The organism is Telluria sp. AIW5 (assembly GCF_056680575.1).
Genome location: NZ_CM155289.1, coordinates 1465933 through 1484116, shown reverse-complemented (window position 1 = coordinate 1484116; position 18184 = coordinate 1465933). Strand labels below are relative to the sequence as shown.

The following is an 18184-nucleotide window of genomic DNA, read 5'->3' as shown; positions in this document are numbered from 1 at the left end:
GTGAAACCGGGTATGATCTCGGCTTTACGCCTTCTACGGGACACACCATGTCTATCAAGATCAGCAGCCAGTTCGACGCTGGCGCCATCGAGATCGTGAACGCCACAAGCGCGAACGCCATCGACCTGAACATCCGCAAGGACTCGCACGCCGACATCACCCAGTGGTTCTACTTCCGCCTGCAAGGCGCGGCAGGCCAGGCCTGCACGATCCGGCTGCTGAACGCCGGCCAGGCGGCCTACCCGGCCGGCTGGGAAGACTACAACGCGATGGCCAGCTACGACCGCATCAACTGGTTCCGCGTGCCGACCTCCTTCGACGGCCAGGTCATGACGATCGCGCACACGCCGGGCATGGACAGCGTCTATTACGCCTATTTCGAGCCCTATTCGTGGGAACGCCACCTGGAACTGCTCGACCGCGCGCAGATGTCCGAGAACGTGCGCATGCTCGACCTGGGCTCGACCGTCGACGGCCGCGACCTGAACATGCTGGTCATCGGCGACGAATCAAAAGGTGAAGCAGCGCCTGAAAAGAAAAAAGTCTGGGTCATCGCGCGCCAGCACCCGGGCGAGACGATGGCCGAATGGTTCGTCGAAGGCATGCTCGATGCATTGCTCGATCCGGCCCACCCGTTCGGGCGCCAGCTGCTCAATGAAACCGTGTTCTACGTGGTCCCGAACATGAACCCGGACGGCTCGGTGCGCGGCAACCTGCGCACGAATGCGGCCGGCGCCAACCTGAACCGCGAGTGGCTGAACCCGACCATGGAGCGCAGCCCGGAAGTCTTCCTGGTCAAGCAGAAGATGCATGAAACCGGTGTCGATTTGTGCCTCGACGTGCACGGCGACGAAGGCCTGCCTTACGTCTTCGTGGCCGGCAGCGAGTCCCTGCCGAACTTCACGCCCGAGCAGGCGGCCGCGCAAAAGCGCTTCAGCGACGATTTTAAAATCGCCAGCCCCGACTTCCAGGACGTGCACGGCTATGGCGAGTCGCCGTATTCCGAAGAGACGCTGACCATGGGCTCGCCCCACATCACGCACGCCTTCGGCTGCCTGTCGCTGACGCTGGAACTGCCCTTCAAGGACAACGCCAACGACCCCGACCCGCAAGTGGGCTGGGACGGCGCGCGCAGCGCCCGCCTCGGCGCGGCGGTGCTGCAACCAGTGCTGCAATCGATCCGCGCACTGAAATAATCCGTACCAACGCCCCGCCCGCCGGGGCGTTGTCTTTACATTTGAAAGAACGACGCATCATGACCATCTTCGCCGCCTCCGTCTTCGACGCCACCGTCATCTACAAGGGCCAGGAACTTTTCAAAGGCCAGGGCGCGGCCCGCATGTGGGCCGAAAAAGTAGCAAAGGAACTGGAAACCGAGATCAGCGTCGAAAAGATCGGCACCGGCTGGGCCTTGTGCGGCCGGGTCGACGGAGAAGACGTCAAATGGGGCATCTACGGCCAGCGCCTGAGCCGCATCGAAGCTGCCTGAATGTGCCCGAGCGCACAATGAATCGGCGGGAGCTGGCGTTATAATTATTTCATCAGCACTGCCGCGGATGGCGGCACCGCTACCACACCTGTCCGGGCTTGCGACGGCGTCCGCCAGCATGCAGCAGCAGTCACCCCGGCCACTCGATAGGCCGTATCCATGAATTCGCCATCATCCCTGCGCACCGCGGAGTCCAGTCCCGCACCCCGCCTGTCGACCGGCATCGCCGGCCTCGACGACATCCTCGGCGGCGGGCTGACGCCGCAGCGGGTCTACCTGGTGGAAGGCTCGCCCGGCGCCGGCAAGACCACGCTCGGCCTGCAGTTCCTGCTCGACGGCGAAGCCAGGGGCGAACATGGCCTGTACATCACACTGTCCGAGACCTCCGACGAGCTGAGGGCGGTGGCCGCCAGCCACGGCTGGTCGATCGATGCGCTGTCCCTGTACGAACTGGCCGGCGAGACCGCGCTCGACATCGACGCCCAGCAGTCGGTGTTCCACCCGTCCGAAGTCGAGCTGGGCGAAACGACGCGCAATGTAATGGAAGAGGTCGACCGCGTGAAGCCGGTGCGCGTGGTCTTCGACAGCCTGTCGGAAATGCGCCTGCTGGCCCAGAATCCCTTGCGCTATCGGCGCCAGATCCTGGCCCTGAAACAGTTTTTCGCGACCCGCGCCTGCACCGTGCTGCTCCTCGACGACAAGACCAGCCAGTCCGACCAGCACCTGCACAGCATTGCCCACGGCGTCATCAGCCTCGACCAGATCGCCAAGGAATACGGCAAGGAGCGGCGCCGCGTCAACATCATCAAGATGCGCGGCATCCGTTTCCGCGGCGGCTACCACGACTACACGCTCGACACCGGCGGCATCACGATGTACCCGCGCCTGGTGGCGGCCGAGCACCAGCTCGACTTCACCCCGAGCGTGCGCTCGACCGGTTCGGAGGGCCTCGACACGCTGCTCGGCGGCGGCCTGGTCAGCGGCACGAATACCCTGGTCGTCGGCCCGTCCGGCATCGGCAAGACGACACTGGTGGGGCGCTGCCTGCTGTCGGCCCTGGAACGCGGCGAAGCGGCCTCGTTCTACCTGTTCGACGAGGGCCTGGGTACCTTCTTCGCCCGCAGCGTGGCGCTCGGCATGGACCTGCGCCCGTTTGTCGACAACGGCCAACTGCGCATCCACCATATCGATCCGGCCGAACTGTCGCCGGGCGAATTCGCGCAGATGCTGCGCAACGCGGTCGAGCAGCATGGCGTGTCCTTCCTCGCCATCGACAGCCTGAACGCCTACCTGAAGGCGATGCCCGGCGAAGAGTTCCTGACGCTGCAGATGCACGAGCTGCTCTCCTACCTGAACCAGCAGGGCGTGACCACGCTGCTGGTGCTGGGCCAGCACGGCCTGATCGGCGAGGTGCACAGCGACGTCGACCTGAGCTACCTGGCCGACACCACGGTGCTGCTGCGCTTCTTCGAATCGAGCGGGCGCCTGCGCCGGGCGATCACCATCATCAAGAGCCGCACCGCGAACCACGCGCTGACCATCCACGAACTGCTGCTCGGCCCTGACGGCGTGCGCGTGGGCAACCCGCTCGAAGGCTTCGAGGGCGTCCTCACCGGCCTGCCGAGCTATCACGGCTCGACGCCGATGATGGTCCCGAGCCCGCATGCAGCCGGCTGACGCCTTCGAAGAGCGCATCCTGATCTTCGCGCCGCACGGCCGCGATGCACAGGTCATGTGTTCGGTGCTCACGCGCGACGGCTTCGGCTGCGACACGGTCGACAGCTTCGACACCTTCGTCGACAGCATCCGCGCCGGCGCGGGCGCGGCCATCGTGGCCGAGGAAGCGCTGCAGGGTGTCGACACCGCACGCCTGTGCAGTTGGCTCGACAGCCAGGAACACTGGTCGGATTTTCCTTTCGTCGTGCTGCTCACCCGCAGCAACGGCGTGCCGGCCGACGCCGCACGCGCGCGCCTGGGCGAACTGGGCAACGTGATCCTGCTCGAACGCCCGCTGAACGCGCAGACGCTGCGCAGCGCCGCCCTGTCGGTGCTGCGCGCGCGCCGCCGCCAGTACCAGGCGCGCGACGTGCTGGCTGACCGCGAACGCACCGCCGAGAGCCTGCGCCAGAGCCAGGAAGCGCTGGTGCACCTGAATGAAACGCTGGAAGCGCGCATCGAAGAGCGGACCCGCGCGCTGGCGCAAGCCAACGACCGCCTGATGAACGAAGTCATCGAGCGCGAGCGGGTGCAGCAGGCGATGGTCCAGTTCCAGAAGATGGAAGCGGTCGGCCGCCTCACCGGCGGCATCGCCCACGATTTCAATAACCTGCTCAACGTGGTCCAGGGCAGCATGGACCTGATCCTCCTGAAGTCGAAGGACGAATTCGCGAAAGGACGCGCCGAGGTAGCGCGCCGTGCCTGCCAGCGCGGCGGCAAGCTCACCAGCCAGCTGCTGGCCTTCTCGCGCAACCAGAGCCTCGACTTGCGCCCGCTCGACGTGCACGCGCTGTTCGACGGCGTGCGCGAACTGGTGGCCACGTCGCTCGGTTCCAGCATCCGCCTGCAGTTCGACGTGGCAGCGCCCGGCGCGAGCGTGATGGCCGATACCAACCAGATGGAGATGGCGCTGCTGAACCTCGCGATCAATGCGCGCGACGCCATGCCTGGCGGCGGCGAGTTGCGCTTCCTGGCCGGCCCTGCCACGCCGCCGGAAGGCTTGCTGCCGCCGGGCGATTATGTCCGCATCGCGGTGATCGACAGCGGCGAAGGCATGCCGCCCGAAGTGGCGGCGCGCGTGTTCGAGCCCTTCTTCACGACCAAGGGCGTCGGCAAGGGCACGGGCCTGGGCCTCTCCCAGGTCTACGGCATGGCCCAGCAATCGGGCGGCGCCGCGCGCATCCTCAGCGAACCGGGCGTGGGCACGACAGTGGAGATCTGGCTGCGCGCGGCCGGCAGCGGCATGGACGCGCCGGCCCTGCTGGAACAGGTGATTGCCGCGGCGCCGCGCCCCGGCGTGCGCATCCTCGTGGTCGAGGACGACAATTTTGTCCGCGAATCGATGGTCGAGTCGCTCGAGGCGCTCGGCCACACGGTGGCTCAGGCGGCGGACGGCGAAACCGGCCTGCGCGAACTGAAGCGTGCACGGCCCGACCTGGTCATCACGGATTACCTGATGCCGGGCATGACCGGCGCCGAACTGGTGCAGCGCGCACGGGAAGAATTGCCGGGCGTGCCGATGATTATCGTCACCGGTTACGCGGACATGAAGGCGATCGAACAGGTGCTCGGCGACGACATGCTGCTGCGCAAACCGTTCCAGCTGGCGGAGCTGGCGGCGACCGTCGAGCGGGCGCTGCAGAAGCTGGGGAACGACGCGGCGGCGGGCTAAGGACCGTTGCCCAAGCTCAAGCGTCGGGTGGGAACTCCGTACCCACGCGGACGTTCGTATTGTGTTGGCACATGAACGCGGTGACGGCTGTGGGCGAATCCGATACGGTATCGCGGATCATTGGGCCACGTTCCAGAAGCGCGAACGCCAGGGCTGGAACCAGGCAAACTTGATGCGGGCTTGTGCGTGGGCACGGGGCGCCCACCCTACGCATACGGGCTGTTGCCCCACCCTTACAGCTGCACGCCCAGGTTCTTCTCGACCCAGGCATGCGCATCTTCGACGGTATCGAAGTGCACAGTGGCGATCACCGTCTTGTCGTGCGCCAGGCAGCTGGCATACACGCGCTTTTCGTCGGCTGAACTCAGCAGGTCGGACTGGGGCGACAGCTCGACCGATGCCACCAGGTCGAGGTTCAGCAGCACCGCCTTTTTCGGGTTGTTTTCCTTATCGATGCGGATAAAACGGCTCATGCTTTTCCTTAATTGATTCAATTACCTGCGACGACCATCTTCTCGATCAGGATCGATCCGGTCGCCTTGTTGCCGCGGTTGAGCACATCGTTGCCGATGCCGACGATTTGCCGGAACATCTCGCGCATATTCCCCGCGATCGTGATTTCCTCGACCGGATATTGAATGACGCCGTTCTCGACCCAGTAGCCCGAGGCGCCGCGCGAATAGTCGCCCGTGACGTAGTTCACGCCCTGCCCCATCAGCTCCGTCACCAGCAGGCCGGTGCCCATCTTGCGCAGCATGCCTTCGAAATTGTCGGCCAGTTTCGTTTCACTGGAGGTGAAAGTGAGGTTGTGCGCGCCGCCGGCATTGCCCGTGGTTTTCATGCCGAGCTTGCGGGCCGAATACGAACCCAGGAAGTAACCCTGCAGCACGCCCTTGTCGATGACCTTGCGGCGCACGGTGCGCACGCCCTCTTCGTCGAAGGGCGAGGAGCCGACTTCGCCGATCACGTGCGGGTCTTCCATGACATCGATATGGCTCGGGAAGACCGGCTTGCCGAGCGTATCGAGGAGAAAAGTAGATTTGCGGTAGAGCGAGCCGCCCGACACCGCCTGGACAAAAGCGCCGACCAGGCCGGCGGCCAGCGGCGCCTCGAACAGCACCGGGCAGGTGCGGGTAGTGAGTTTGCGCGCGTTCAGGCGCGCCAGCGCGCGCTCGGCGGCATAACGGCCCACCGCTTCCGGCTTGGCCAGCTTTTTCGGATCGCGCGCCGAGGTGTACCAGTCGTCGCGCTGCATCTTGTTGCCCTTGCCAGCGATCGGCGCCACCGACATCGTGTGGCGCGAGAACGGGTAGCCGCCCATGAAGCCGCGCGTGTTGGCGGCGACGAAATGCGATTGCTGCACGTAGACGCTGGCGCCTTCGCTGTTGGTGATGCGGCGGTCGACCTCGAAGGCCGCGTTCTCGCAGCGCTGGGCCAGCTCGACGGCTTCTTCGGTGCTGATCTGCCACGGGTAGCACAGGCGCAGGTCGCGCGGGTTCATCTCGAGCATGTCGGCGTCGGGCAGGCCGGCGGCATCGTCTTCGGCGGTGAAGCGGGCGATGTTCCAGGCCGCCTCCACCGTGGCGCGCAGCGAGGTCTCCGAAAAATCGGAGGTGCTGGCGTTGCCGCGGCGCTGGCCGGCATACACCGTGACGCCGATGCCCTTGTCCTTGTTCTGCTCGATGGTCTCGATTTTGCCGCGACGTACCGACACCGACAGTCCGCTACCCTCGCTGATCTCGACCGAGGCGTCGGTCGCGCCCTGTTCGCGGGCGAATGCGAGGACGCTCTGCGCCAGCGCTTTCAACTGGTCCTGGGTGTGGGTAAAAACGGAGTCGTTCATATCGTGTTTTTCGTCGCGAGCCCTAAAACAGTTATCATAGCAGCCGTTTACTGTTTTTACTGATCGGCTCCGTGCCAATCGGATCATTCGATACCATGCCAAATCCAAACCGCGGCTCGGTGGGCTTCCAGTCCAACGAGTTCGAGCAAGAATACGAACGCCCTTCCAAGTCTGAGCTGAAGCGCCAGATGGACGAGTTGCAGAAACTCGGTGCGCAGCTCGTGGCCGAGCCGCGCGACCGCGTCAAGCGCGTCCCGATGCCGGAAGACGTCAAGGACGCCATCCTGATGTGCCAGACCATCACCAACCACGAAGGCCGGCGCCGCCAGCTGCAATTCGTCGGCAAGAAGATGCGCACGCTGACCGAAGAGGAAGTGGCCGTCATCCAGCGTACCATCGACAGCTGGAAAGGCGCCTCGAAGGCCGAGACGGCCGCGCTGCACGCGCTCGAGCGCCGCCGCGAGAAGCTCCTTACCGACGACAAGGCCCTGACCACGCTGCTGGAAGAGAACCCGGAACTCGAGGCCCAGCACCTGCGTACCCTGATCCGCAATGCGCGCAAGGAGCAGGCGGAGAACAAGCCGCCGAAGGCCTACCGCGAACTGTTCCAGATCCTGAAGGACCTGACCAAAAAGACCAAGGCTGCGCCGGGCGAAGACGAGCTGGAAGACGATGAGTCCGCAGACGAGTAAGGAATTTCCGCTTGCGGAGCAGCTCGTCATCGGCCTGGTGTCGGTCTCGGACCGCGCCAGCGGTGGCGTGTATGAGGACAAGGGCATTCCTGCGCTGCAGGACTGGATCGCCTCGGCCATCACCACGCCCTACCGGATCGAGCCGCGCCTGATTCCCGACGAGCGCACGCAGATCGAGAAGACCCTGGTCGAACTGGTCGACGTGACCGGCTGCCACCTGGTGCTGACCACCGGCGGCACGGGACCTGCGCGGCGCGACGTGACGCCCGAGGCGACGCTCGCCGTCGGCACCAGGGAAATGCCGGGTTTTGGGGAGCAGATGCGCCAGATCAGCCTGCGCTTCGTGCCGACCGCGATCTTGTCGCGCCAGGTCGCGGTGATCCGCGAAACGACCGACCACGCGGCGCTGATCATGAATCTGCCGGGCCAGCCGAAGGCGATCAAGGAAACGCTGGAAGGTTTAAGGGACGCGGACGGCAAGGTGGTCGCCGGCGGTATTTTTGCCGCGGTCCCCTACTGCATCGACCTGATCGGCGGCCCGTACATGGAAACCAATCCGGCCGTGACGACTGCCTGGCGCCCAAAGTCGGCCCAGCGTCCGGCCTCGCAACCACCCCAGGAAAACGCATGAGCGACCTGCTGCAAAACATCGAAATCGACACCGCGCCGAACCCGACGGCCGCGATCATCTGGCTGCACGGCCTGGGCGCCGACGGCAACGACTTCGTGCCCCTCGTGCGCGAACTCGATTTAAAAGGCCTGGGCGGCATCCGCTTCGTTTTCCCGCATGCGAAGACGATTCCGGTGACGATCAACGGCGGCTACATCATGCGCGCCTGGTACGACATCACCGGCGCCGAACTGACGCGCCGTGAAGACGAAAGCGGCCTGCGCGACTCGCAGCGCGACGTCGAGGCCCTGATCGCACGCGAAAAGGCGCGCGGCATCCCGGCCTCGAAGATCATCCTGGCCGGCTTCTCGCAAGGCTGCGCGATGACGCTGCAGACGGGCCTGCGCCACCCGGAAAAGCTGGCCGGCATGCTGTGTTTGTCGGGCTACCTGCCGCTCAACGAAAAAGTCGCGCACGAGCGCACCGAGGAAAGCATCGACACCCCGGTCTTCATGGCGCACGGCCGCCAGGACCACGTGGTGCCGTTCATCCGCGCCGAGCAGTCGCGCGACATCCTCAATAGCCTTGGCTATACGATCGAGTGGCACGAATATCCGATGCAGCATTCGCTCTGCTTCGAGGAAGTGCAGGACATCTCGGCGTGGCTGAAAAAGGTACTGGCTTAAATGCCTCAACCACGGGAGCCTCGGCTCCCGTTTTACATTGGAGGGTCATCATGGCCAAGAAAGAAGAGCAACTCGACGAAGAAACGATGGCACTGATTAACTGGTGCATCGAGGTCGAAGGCTTCCTCGTCGCCGGCGGCGCGACGCAGAAGGAAGCACAGGACCATATCGAGGAGCAGGTCGAGTGGTTTACGGACCTGTTCTATGACGGCTTGACGCCGGAAGAGGCGGCCAAGGAAGCGCTGGCCTGAGACGTTCCTGGCCCGCTGGCGCTGTAGCGCGTGGAGTCAGGACTCCACCCTACGATCAGCGGTATGCGCTGTACCGCGTGGAGTCAGGACTCCACCCTACGATCAGCGGTATGCGCTGTACCGCGTGGAGTCAGGACTCCACCCTACGATCAGCGGTATGCGTAGGGTGGAGTCCTGACTCCACGCATTTACTTCGGCAGTGGCGAAGCGCTCGAGACCGGCACTTCGGTGCGCGCCGTATTCATCACCATCGCCAGGAAGGTGTAATAGCCGTTCAATCCCATCAGGTCGACCACGCCCTGTTCGCCGAACAGCGCCAGCGCCTCGCCATAGGTGCGGTCCGACACCGCTTTGTTCTGGTGCAGCTCGATGCAGAAGTCGTGCACCACCGATTCGTCCACCAGCATGTTGTCGGGGCGTTTGCGCCGCGCGATGGCATCGATTACCTGCGGCGGCAATCCCACCTGGGCGGCGATCGGCGCGTGGATCGCCCACTCCACCGTTTGATTCCACTGGCGCGCCGTCACCAGGATCACCAGTTCCGACAGCCGCACGCCAATGGCGCTGCGGTAGCGCAGGTATTCGCCCATGCGCTGGGCGTTCTCCAGCAGCTCGGGACTGCGCAGCAGCGGCACGAAGGGGCCGTACAGGGCACCCCGCGGTCCTGCAATGACGGCCTGGGCAGCGCGATGCTGGGCCTCGGTCAGCTGGTCGGCAGGAATCGGGGGAAGGCGGTCACTCATGATTGCGTCCGGGCAGTGTCTTAACGGAAAAAATATTCGCACAGCTTCGATGGAAGATCAAAGGAATCCGAACGTGGGTTAGCTTTTTATCAAACATTTACTTTTTAACGTTGACGTCAGGGGTCCGGGCGGGGCTGGCGTAACGCGTGGGCGGCGTTTCAGCCGCGGTTGTTCATCCGCGCGGGTGGAGCCGACCACCCTACCGCGCGGTGAGCAGCCAGGCGCTCATGTCGAGCGCGTCGCGCTCGCTCACGCCCAGGTTCGGCATCGCGGTCTGCGGGTCGACCGATTGCGGGTTGCGGATCCAGCGCACCAGGCTGTCCTGGTTGTTCGGCAAGCTGCCGGCGATGAAGCGGCGCTCGGCCAGGCCGGCCAGCGAACGGCCGACATGGGTCTCGGGGCCGGTCAGGCCCGGGATCATGTGGCAGGCGCGGCAGGCATGCTGGGCCAGCGCGAGGCGGCCGCGTTCGGGGTCGCCCTGCACGCTGTTCGCGGGCGCTTTGCCCTGGCAGCCGGCCAGCAGTATCAAGGTGCAGAGGAGGTAGCGCGCGCTCATCGTGCCGCTCCGGTTGCCGGCGCAGCGGGGCCGTTTGCACCGGCGGTCACCTGCGCACTCATTTGCTTGTAATCGCGCGCCGACAGCGTCGGCAGCACGCCCATGAAGGACACCACCGCCCACAGGTCGGCCTCGCTCAGGTGGAACTGCCAGGCGGGCATGCCGCTCATCTTGATGCCGTGCTTCGTGATCCAGTACAGCTCGCGCGGCTGCCAGCGCGCGGCCGCGTCGACCAGGGGACCGGGCACCGGCTGCATGCTTTGCCCGATCTGCGACTGGGCAAAGCCGGGCGCGCCGTGGCACTCGGCGCAATGGGCGCTGTACACCGCGGCGCCGCGCATCACCTGCTGCTGCGCGCCCAGCGGCGGCACCTTGACTTCGCCCGAATGATTACGCACCGAGTAACGCATGCCCAGCTCGAGCACCGTGAACACCGGCTGCAGGTGCTGGGACGTGGCCGTGGTGTCGTACCAGCCGGCGCGCAGCACCACGAATCCCGTGATCGCGGCCGCCAGCCCCGCCAGCGCAAGCGTGGCGACGGCGGTTTTCAAAATGAGGCGGTTGCGGGTCGAGGGCATCGTTCGTCGCTGGCGGGGTGCACACTGTTGAAAAAATGATATTGTTTCTCTTGTATTATATAGAGCCATTGGCCTCTCCGAATTCAATTGTGCGCTATCACTTTTCCCTTCCCGCACTCCCCCGTGCGCGCCCGCTCTTCATTGCCGGGCTGTGCCTGGCCCTGGCTGGTTGCGGCGATCACGAAGCGCCAAGGAAGGTGAACGGCGGCGACCCGGCCCGCGGCCAGCACCTGATGGCGCAGTACCAGTGCACGGCCTGCCATGCGATCCCCGACGTGCCGGGCGCGGTCGGCGATGCGGGGCCGCCACTCGCGCAGTTCGCGCTGCGCAGCTATATCGCCGGCGGCATCCCGAACACGGCGGACAACCTGACCCGCTGGCTCGACAACCCGCAAGCCGTGAAACCCGGCACCGCGATGCCGGACCTGGGCGTCTCGCCCGAGGAAGCGCGCCACATGGCGGCTTATCTGTACACGCTGCGATGAGCGCGCCGCTGCAGTCGGTCCTGCACCCGGCCAGTCCCGACGCGGGCATCATCGCGCAGTTCGCCTGGGTGCTGTTCGGCGGCGGCGCCGTCATTTTTATCGCCGTCATGGCGCTGATGGCGCTGGGCCTGCGCGGGCGATCCACCAGCGCGCGTCCGGTCGCCACGCGCTGGTGGATCGCCGGCGCCGGCATCGCCTTGCCCGTCGTCGTCCTCTCCGCGCTGCTGGTCTGGAGCACCTGGCGCAGCGCGGACCTGTCGCCGCAAACCTCGCGCGGCGCGATGGCCATCGGCGTCACGGCAAAGATGTGGTGGTGGGAAGTGCGCTACCGCGATCCGGTCAGTGGACGCGAAGTCGCCAGCGCCAACGAAATCCGCATTCCGGCCGGCCGTCCGGTGTATCTGGGGCTCACATCAACGGACGTGATCCACAGCCTGTGGGTGCCGGCCCTGAACGGCAAGATGGATACGGTGCCCGGCCGCGTCACGGGCCTGACCCTGCATGCGGACAAACCCGGGATCTACCGCGGCCAGTGCGCCGAATACTGCGGCGAGCAGCATGCGCGCATGGCGCTGCACGTGGTCGCGATGGCGCCCGCGGAGTTCGAGCGCTGGCTGGCGCACGAAGCGCAATCGGCGCAGGCGCCGCAAGATGCGCTGCTCGAACGCGGACGCGCCGCCTTTCTGGAGCAGCGCTGCCAGAGCTGCCATACGATCCGCGGCCTGGCCGAGGGCGCGCGCCTGGGGCCGGACCTGACTCACATCGGCGGGCGCATGCACATCGCCGCCGGCACCCTGCGCAACCACCGCGGCACGCTGGCCGGCTGGATCGCCGACCCGCAAGCCATCAAGCCGGGGGCCCGCATGCCGGCCGCCCTCGATATCGACGCCGACACGCTGCACGCGCTGGCCGCTTACCTCGAACAGCTGAAATGACAGTCACCACCAAGCCGGCCGCCTTGCCCAGCTCATTGCCCAGCTCCTTGCCCCGCCCTGCCGACGAACTGGCGCGGCTGGAAAAAGCCTGGCGCACCCCGAGCGGCCTGCGCTTCCTCACGAGCGTCAACAACACCAACATCGGCCTGCTCTACATCGGCACCGCGCTGCTGTTCTTCCTGCTGGCCGGGGTCCTCGGCCTGATGATGCGCGCCCAGCTGGCCGTGCCCGACAACACGCTGCTGTCTGCCCCGGTCTACAACCAGGTCTTCACCATGCACGGCACGGTGATGATGTTCCTGTTCGCCATTCCCATCGTCGAGGCATTGGCCGTCTACCTGCTGCCGAACATGCTGGGTGCGCGGGATTTACCCTTCCCGCGCCTGTCGGCCTATGCCTACTGGGCGTATGCGATCGGCGGCCTGGCCTTCTTCTGCACGCTGTTCTTCGGCCTCGCGCCCGATGGCGGCTGGTTCATGTATCCGCCGCTGACCGGCAAACAGTATTCGCCCGGCTTGAACGCGGACTTCTGGCTGCTCGGGATCGGCTTCATCGAGATCTCGGCGATCGCCGGCGCGATCGAACTCATCGTCGGCATCCTGTTTACCCGCGCGCCCGGCATGACGCTCGCGCGCATGCCGGTGTATGCCTGGGCGATGCTGGTCGTCGCCGTGATGATCGTGTTCGCCTTCCCGGCCATCATCGCCGGCACCGCGCTGCTGGAGATGGAGCGCGCCTTCGACTGGCCCTTCTTCATCGCCGAGCGCGGGGGCGACCCGATCCTGTGGCAGCACCTGTTCTGGTTCTTCGGCCACCCGGAGGTGTATATCATCTTCCTGCCGGCCGCCGGCATGGTCTCGACCATGATCCCGACCATCTCCGGCACGCCCCTGGTCGGGCGGCGCGCGATCATCGTGGCCCTGGTCGCCGTCTGCTTCTTCAGCTTCGCGCTCTGGGCGCACCACATGTTCACCGCGGGCCTGGGCGTGATGACGATGAGTTTCGTGTCGGCCGCCAGCATGGCGGTGGCGGTGCCGACCGCGATCCAGGTGTTCGGCTGGATCGCCACGCTCTGGCGCGGCAAAATCACGATGACGGCGCCCGCCCTGTTCCTGGCCGGCTTCATGTTCATTTTTGTCCTCGGCGGCCTGACCGGGGTGATGGTGGCGGTGTTGCCCTTCGACTGGCAGGCGCACGACACGTATTTCATCGTCGCCCACCTGCATTACGTACTGGTCGGCGGGATGGTGTTCCCGGTGTTCGCGGCGCTCTACTACTGGCTGCCGCTCATCAAGGGCCGGCGTCTCTCGGAACGGGTGGCGAAATGGGCGTTCTGGCTGATGTTCGGCGGTTTTAATATCGCCTTCTTCCCGATGCACGTCACCGGGCTGCTCGGCATGCCGAGGCGGGTGTACACCTATCCTTCCGAAATGGGTTGGGCCGGCCTGAACCTGGCCTCCACAAGCGGCGCCTTCGTGCTGGCGGCGGGCGTGCTGCTGTTCCTGTTCGACGCCGTGCGCACGCTGCGCAAGCCGCAGCAGGCGGTCGGCAATCCGTGGAATGCCTCGACGCTCGAGTGGCTGCCCTCGGAAGATTATGCGACGCGCAGCATCCCGCACGTGACGTCCGCCGATCCGCTCTGGGACCAGCCGGGCCTCGCCGAACAGGTCGACGCCGGCCAGCACTACCTGCCCGGCACCGTCAGCGGCGGACGCGAAACGATCGCCACCAGCCCGATCGCCGGTAAACCACTGTATTTGCTGGTCCTGCCGGGCGACAGCTGGCTGCCCTTCGTCGCGGCGGCCGGCACCGCGGGCTTTTTCCTGCTGCTGACGGTCAAAATGAACCTCACCGCCTGGGCCTGCGGCATCGCGGCGATCGTCGCGACCGTGACCTGGCTGTGGGGCTCGGATCGCGCTCCCCCGATGACCGAGGCGCGCGTATCGGACACGCTGGTGCTGCCGGTCGGCGCGCGCGGCACGGCCTCGCACTCGTGGTGGGCGACGGTCATCATGCTGGTGGTGGACGCGACCATCTTCGCGTCCTTTGTCTTCGCCTATATCCACATTTCGATGCGCCTCGAGGTGTGTCCGCCGCCCTCGGCGAGCCTGCCGGCGCTGCGCTGGCCGATGATCTCGGGCGCGCTGCTGGCCGCCGGTTCGGGTGCGATGCTGTGGGCGGCGCGCAGTATCGGCAAGCGCCGCCTGCCCTGGCTGGCGCTGGCGGCGACCGGCTGCGTCATCGCGGCCTTCCTCGTCGACCTGGCCGGGTATGGGCTGGCGGGGCTGGCGCCGCGTTCGCAGGCGTGGAGCGCAACGATCGCGGCGCTGGTAAGCTACCAGGGACTGCACGTGATCGTGCTGGCGCTGGCCGGTCCCTACCTGGCAGCGCGTGCCTGGAGCGGCCGCCTGACGCCCTCCAGCCGCGCGACGCTCGACAATACGGCACTGATCTGGCATTACACGACGCTGCAGGGCGTTGCGCTGGCGCTGGCGGTGCACCTGATGCCCTTGCTGATGGAGTGATCGATGCGCGAACGGTTCTTCAGAAAGCTGATCCGCGGCACCCTGCCGCTCCTGGTCTGGGCCGCGCATTTCGCCGGCAGCTATGTGCTGGTGGCGGCCCAGTGCAGTCCGGCAGGGTTCGCGCCGGGCAGCCCGCACCGGCTGCCGCTGGCGCTGATGACGATCGTGGCGCTGGCCATCTGCGCTGCACTGGCCTGGCGCGCGCGGGGCACCTTCGGTGGCGGCGACGAGCACACGGCGCTGCTGGACTGGGCGGCGGCGCTGACGGCCTTGCTGGCGTTCGCGGGGATTGCGTGGACGTCGGTGCCCTTGTGGTTTGTGGATAGCTGTTCGTGAGGGCGGATGGGTAACCGTTAGCGTTACCCCATCGCCGGCGGTGACCGTAGGGTGGGCGCCCCGTGCCCACGCGGAAACGCGGAAACGCGAGCAGCGTTGGCGCAATCAATGATCAATCGGTGGGCACGGGGCGCCCACCCTACACCGGCAAGGTCTGCGGCTATCTGGCCGCCGGCCGTACGCGCCAGATGACGTTGCCGACATCGTCCGCCACCAGCAGTGCCCCCGCCTTGTCGATCGCCACCCCCACCGGCCGCCCGAGCGCGTCGCCGTTCTGGTCGACGAAACCGGTCAGCACATCGACCGGCTGGCCGTTCGGCTTGCCGCCGGCGAAGGGCACATACACGACCTTGTAGCCGGCCAGCGGCTTGCGGTTCCAGGAACCGTGCTCGCCGATGAAGGCGCCGCCCGTGAAGCGCGGGCCGAGTTTCGCGCCGTCCGTAAAGGTGAGCCCCAGCGCGGCGACGTGGGCGCCGAGCGCGTAGTCGGGCGGGATCGCCTTGGCCACCATGTCCGGGCGCGGCGGCTTCACGCGCTCGTCGACGTGCTGGCCGTAATAACTGTAGGGCCAGCCGTAGAAGGCGCCCTCCTTCACCGAGGTCAGGTAGTCGGGCACCAGGTCGCTGCCGATTTCGTCGCGCTCGTTGGCGACCGTCCACAACACGCCGGTCTGCGGCTCCCAGGCCATGCCGTTCGGATTGCGCAGGCCCGAGGCAAACAGGCGCGTGCTGCCGCTTTTCAGGTCGACTTCGAGGATGGCGGCGCGATTGACCTCGTTTTCCATGCCGTTTTCGGCCACATTGCTGTTCGAGCCGACGGTTGCGTACAGCTTGCTGCCGTCGCGGCTGGCGATGATGTTCTTGGTCCAGTGGTGGTTGATCGTCCCGCCCGGCAGCGGTGCCACCTTCTGCGGCGCGGCCGTGATCTCAAGCGCGCCTTCCTTGTACGGGAAGCGGACAATGCCGTCCGCATTCGCCACGTAGAGCGTGTCGCCCACCAGCGCCATGCCGAAGGGCGAATACAGGCCCTTGAGGAAGACGCTGCGCACTTCGGCCACGCCGTCGCCATCGGCGTCGCGCAACAGCGTGATGCGGTTCGCGCTCGGCACGCCCGCACCGGCCCTGGCCATCACCTTGCCCATGATGTAGCCCCTGATGCCCTTCGTGTCGTCCGGGCGTTCGGGCCCATTCGTTTCCGCCACCAGCACGTCACCGTTCGGCAGCACGTGAAGCCAGCGCGGGTGATCCAGGCCGCTGGCCATGGCGCTCACTTCCAGTCCTTGCGCCGCGGCCGGCTTGCCGCCGTTCCAGCCCTTGGCGGGCGCGATGTCCACCGTCGGGATCAGGCTTTTCTTCGGCTGCGGCAGCGTCGGAGAAGGGCCGACGCCGGCGCCGGCCGGCAGGCTCGACATGTCGCCGCACGCGGCCAGCGTCAGCAGCACGGCGGAGGAAAGAATGGAAGACGAGCGAAGGCGCATGGCTTTCTCCTGGGCGGAATCGGGGATCTGATCGACGAATTGTAGCAAGAAAGACAATGCCGTTCCGCTCGATTCGGTTCAGCAATCAATCCGCAGACACCACGGTCTCCGCGTGCCATGCCCCGCAATCGTCGCTGGCGTTGCGAAAGTGTCCCGTAAGAAAAATATATGTCCAGTTTCCAACCAGCATCAAAAGAACCCGGTGCGAGGACGCTTACTGTTGATCGTCAATTTTCAACGGAAGGGAGCACCATGAGCCACATCATTCACCGCAGCCTGCGCCAGACCCCGCCCGTCATCGCGTCGGCCCAGGGCATCCTGCTGACCGACGTCGACGGCAACACCTACATCGACGCCTGCGGCGGCGCGGCCGTCTCGGCGCTCGGCCACGCGCATCCGGACGTGATCGAGGCGATGCAGCGCCAGATCGCGCAATGCGCCTATGCGCACACGGGCTTCTTTACCACCGAGGCGGCGGAAGAGCTGGCCACGCGCCTGGTGGCCGGGGCCCCGGCCGGCATCGCCGGAGTGTACTTCCTCTCGGGCGGCTCGGAGGCGATGGAAACGGCGCTCAAGCTGGCGCGCCAGTATTTCTACGAAGGCGGCGAGCCGCAGCGCACGGTGTTCATCTCGCGCCGCCAGAGCTACCACGGCAACACGCTGGGTGCGCTGGCGATCAGCGGCAGCGAATGGCGCAGCAAACCCTTCGCGCCGATCCTGATGGACGTGCCGCGCGTCTCGCCCTGCAACGAATACCGCGGGCGCGGCGAGCACCAGTCGGTCGACGACTACACGGCCGCCCTGCTCGACGAACTCGAGACCGCGATCATGAAGGCCGGGCCGCAGAACGTGATCGGCTTCATCGCCGAGCCGGTGGTCGGCGCCAGCGCCGGCGCGGTGCCGCCGACGCCTGGCTACTTCAAGGGCGTGCGCGAGATCTGCGACCGCCACGGCATCCTCTACATCGCCGACGAGATTGCGTGTGGCATGGGCCGCACCGGCACCATGTACGCGATCGAGCAGGAAGGGGTGGCGCCGGACATCATCACGGTCGCCAAGGGACTCGGCGCCGGCTACCAGCCGATCGGCGCGGTGCTGGCGCAAGGCGCGATCGTCGAACGGCTGCGCCAGGGCAGCGGCGCCTTCATGCACGGCCACACCTATGTCGGCCACCCGGTGGCGGCGGCGGCGGCGCTGGCCGTGCAAAAGGTGATCGAGCGCGACAAGCTGCTGCCGCAGGTGCAAAAGCGCGGCGCTACCCTGCGCCGCATGCTGGGCAATGTGTTCGGCAAGCATCCGCACGTGGGCGACATCCGCGGGCGCGGCCTGTTCATGGCCCTCGAACTGGTGCAGGACCGCGCCACCAAGGCGCCATTCGCAACGGAGCGCAAGCTGCATGCGGCGGTCAAGGCGCAGGCCTTCAAGCGCGGGCTGATGGTGTTCCCGATGGGCGGCACCATCGATGGCCAGCGTGGCGACCACGTGCTGCTGGCCCCACCTTTCATTACCACCGAAGCCGAACTCGGGGAAATCGTGACGCGCCTGGCCGAGGCGGTGGACGCGGCGCTGCAGTGCTGACAGCTACCGGAC

Annotated in this window: 19 protein-coding genes; 13 read left to right on the top strand and 6 right to left on the bottom strand. The window is 66.2% G+C overall.

The window, feature by feature from the left end:
* Positions 1 to 47: 47 nt before the first annotated feature.
* The 4 genes from AC1MEM_RS06590 (at position 48) to AC1MEM_RS06575 (ending at position 4877) form a co-directional block, all read left to right on the top strand.
* Entirely contained in the window at positions 48 to 1196 is a 1149-nt protein-coding gene (locus AC1MEM_RS06590; RefSeq protein ID WP_499476122.1) for a M14 family metallopeptidase, read from the top strand.
* A 59-nt stretch (positions 1197 to 1255) separates the two neighbouring features.
* Positions 1256 to 1489 carry a hypothetical protein gene (locus AC1MEM_RS06585; RefSeq protein ID WP_499476120.1) on the top strand — a complete coding sequence of 78 codons (234 nt, stop codon included), beginning with the start codon at positions 1256 to 1258 and terminating at the stop codon, positions 1487 to 1489.
* 159 nt (positions 1490 to 1648) lie between these two features.
* Positions 1649 to 3166 carry an ATPase domain-containing protein gene (locus tag AC1MEM_RS06580; RefSeq protein WP_499476118.1) on the top strand — a complete coding sequence of 506 codons (1518 nt, stop codon included), beginning with the start codon at positions 1649 to 1651 and terminating at the stop codon, positions 3164 to 3166.
* Positions 3153 to 4877 carry a response regulator gene (locus AC1MEM_RS06575; RefSeq protein WP_499476116.1) on the top strand — a complete coding sequence of 575 codons (1725 nt, stop codon included), beginning with the start codon at positions 3153 to 3155 and terminating at the stop codon, positions 4875 to 4877. Before AC1MEM_RS06580 ends, AC1MEM_RS06575 begins: the two co-directional genes overlap by 14 nt.
* A gap of 233 nt (positions 4878 to 5110) precedes the next feature.
* Here AC1MEM_RS06575 and AC1MEM_RS06570 read toward each other — a convergent pair whose 3' ends face one another.
* Positions 5111 to 5350, bottom strand: coding sequence for a hypothetical protein (locus AC1MEM_RS06570; protein WP_499476114.1), 240 nt, complete (start codon positions 5348 to 5350; stop codon positions 5111 to 5113).
* A gap of 17 nt (positions 5351 to 5367) precedes the next feature.
* Positions 5368 to 6720, bottom strand: coding sequence for a metalloprotease PmbA (gene pmbA / locus AC1MEM_RS06565; protein ID WP_499476112.1), 1353 nt, complete (start codon positions 6718 to 6720; stop codon positions 5368 to 5370).
* A gap of 95 nt (positions 6721 to 6815) precedes the next feature.
* On the opposite strand from pmbA, the gene yjgA reads away from it, so the two are divergent.
* From yjgA to AC1MEM_RS06545, 4 genes are read left to right on the top strand one after another with little or no spacing between them, the layout of a single operon-like run.
* A complete protein-coding gene (yjgA, locus tag AC1MEM_RS06560; RefSeq protein ID WP_499476110.1) occupies positions 6816 to 7412 on the top strand; it encodes a ribosome biogenesis factor YjgA in 597 nt (198 codons plus the stop codon).
* Positions 7393 to 8043: a molybdopterin adenylyltransferase gene (mog, locus tag AC1MEM_RS06555; RefSeq protein WP_499476108.1), complete on the top strand. Its 651-nt coding sequence runs from the start codon at positions 7393 to 7395 to the stop codon at positions 8041 to 8043. Before yjgA ends, mog begins: the two co-directional genes overlap by 20 nt.
* Complete coding sequence (locus AC1MEM_RS06550; RefSeq protein ID WP_499476106.1) at positions 8040 to 8708, top strand: alpha/beta hydrolase; 669 nt, start codon at positions 8040 to 8042, stop codon at positions 8706 to 8708. Before mog ends, AC1MEM_RS06550 begins: the two co-directional genes overlap by 4 nt.
* 50 nt (positions 8709 to 8758) lie before the next feature.
* Positions 8759 to 8959 (top strand): hypothetical protein, encoded by a 201-nt coding sequence (locus AC1MEM_RS06545; RefSeq protein ID WP_499476104.1) that lies wholly within the window; start codon positions 8759 to 8761, stop codon positions 8957 to 8959.
* 188 nt (positions 8960 to 9147) lie between these two features.
* Here the strand turns inward: AC1MEM_RS06545 and AC1MEM_RS06540 are convergent, their stop codons facing one another.
* From AC1MEM_RS06540 to AC1MEM_RS06530, 3 genes are all read right to left on the bottom strand, one after another.
* On the bottom strand, positions 9148 to 9702 hold the full coding sequence (locus AC1MEM_RS06540; protein WP_499476103.1) for a carboxymuconolactone decarboxylase family protein: 555 nt from the start codon (positions 9700 to 9702) through the stop codon (positions 9148 to 9150).
* A gap of 199 nt (positions 9703 to 9901) precedes the next feature.
* Entirely contained in the window at positions 9902 to 10258 is a 357-nt protein-coding gene (locus AC1MEM_RS06535) for a c-type cytochrome (protein WP_499476101.1), read from the bottom strand.
* Positions 10255 to 10836 (bottom strand): c-type cytochrome, encoded by a 582-nt coding sequence (locus tag AC1MEM_RS06530; RefSeq protein WP_499476099.1) that lies wholly within the window; start codon positions 10834 to 10836, stop codon positions 10255 to 10257. Before AC1MEM_RS06530 ends, AC1MEM_RS06535 begins: the two co-directional genes overlap by 4 nt.
* Before the next feature lie 89 nt (positions 10837 to 10925).
* Here AC1MEM_RS06530 and AC1MEM_RS06525 point away from each other — a divergent pair, with 89 nt between their 5' ends.
* From AC1MEM_RS06525 to AC1MEM_RS06510, 4 genes are read left to right on the top strand one after another with little or no spacing between them, the layout of a single operon-like run.
* Positions 10926 to 11321 (top strand): c-type cytochrome, encoded by a 396-nt coding sequence (locus AC1MEM_RS06525; protein WP_499476097.1) that lies wholly within the window; start codon positions 10926 to 10928, stop codon positions 11319 to 11321.
* Positions 11318 to 12256, top strand: coding sequence for a cytochrome c oxidase subunit II (gene coxB, locus AC1MEM_RS06520; protein ID WP_499476095.1), 939 nt, complete (start codon positions 11318 to 11320; stop codon positions 12254 to 12256). The genes AC1MEM_RS06525 and coxB overlap by 4 nt, the downstream gene beginning before the upstream one ends.
* Positions 12253 to 14781, top strand: a complete 2529-nt coding sequence (ctaD, locus tag AC1MEM_RS06515; RefSeq protein WP_499476094.1) for a cytochrome c oxidase subunit I — start codon at positions 12253 to 12255, stop codon at positions 14779 to 14781. Before coxB ends, ctaD begins: the two co-directional genes overlap by 4 nt.
* 3 nt (positions 14782 to 14784) lie before the next feature.
* A complete protein-coding gene (locus tag AC1MEM_RS06510; RefSeq protein WP_499476092.1) occupies positions 14785 to 15117 on the top strand; it encodes a hypothetical protein in 333 nt (110 codons plus the stop codon).
* Between the two features lie 160 nt (positions 15118 to 15277).
* Here AC1MEM_RS06510 and AC1MEM_RS06505 read toward each other — a convergent pair whose 3' ends face one another.
* Positions 15278 to 16594 (bottom strand): PQQ-dependent sugar dehydrogenase, encoded by a 1317-nt coding sequence (locus AC1MEM_RS06505; RefSeq protein WP_499476091.1) that lies wholly within the window; start codon positions 16592 to 16594, stop codon positions 15278 to 15280.
* A 252-nt stretch (positions 16595 to 16846) separates the two neighbouring features.
* Between AC1MEM_RS06505 and AC1MEM_RS06500 the strand changes: the two genes are divergently transcribed.
* The gene (locus AC1MEM_RS06500) at positions 16847 to 18172 is read left to right on the top strand and encodes an aspartate aminotransferase family protein (protein ID WP_499476089.1); all 1326 of its coding nucleotides are present in this window, start codon (positions 16847 to 16849) and stop codon (positions 18170 to 18172) included.
* Positions 18173 to 18184: the final 12 nt, after the last annotated feature.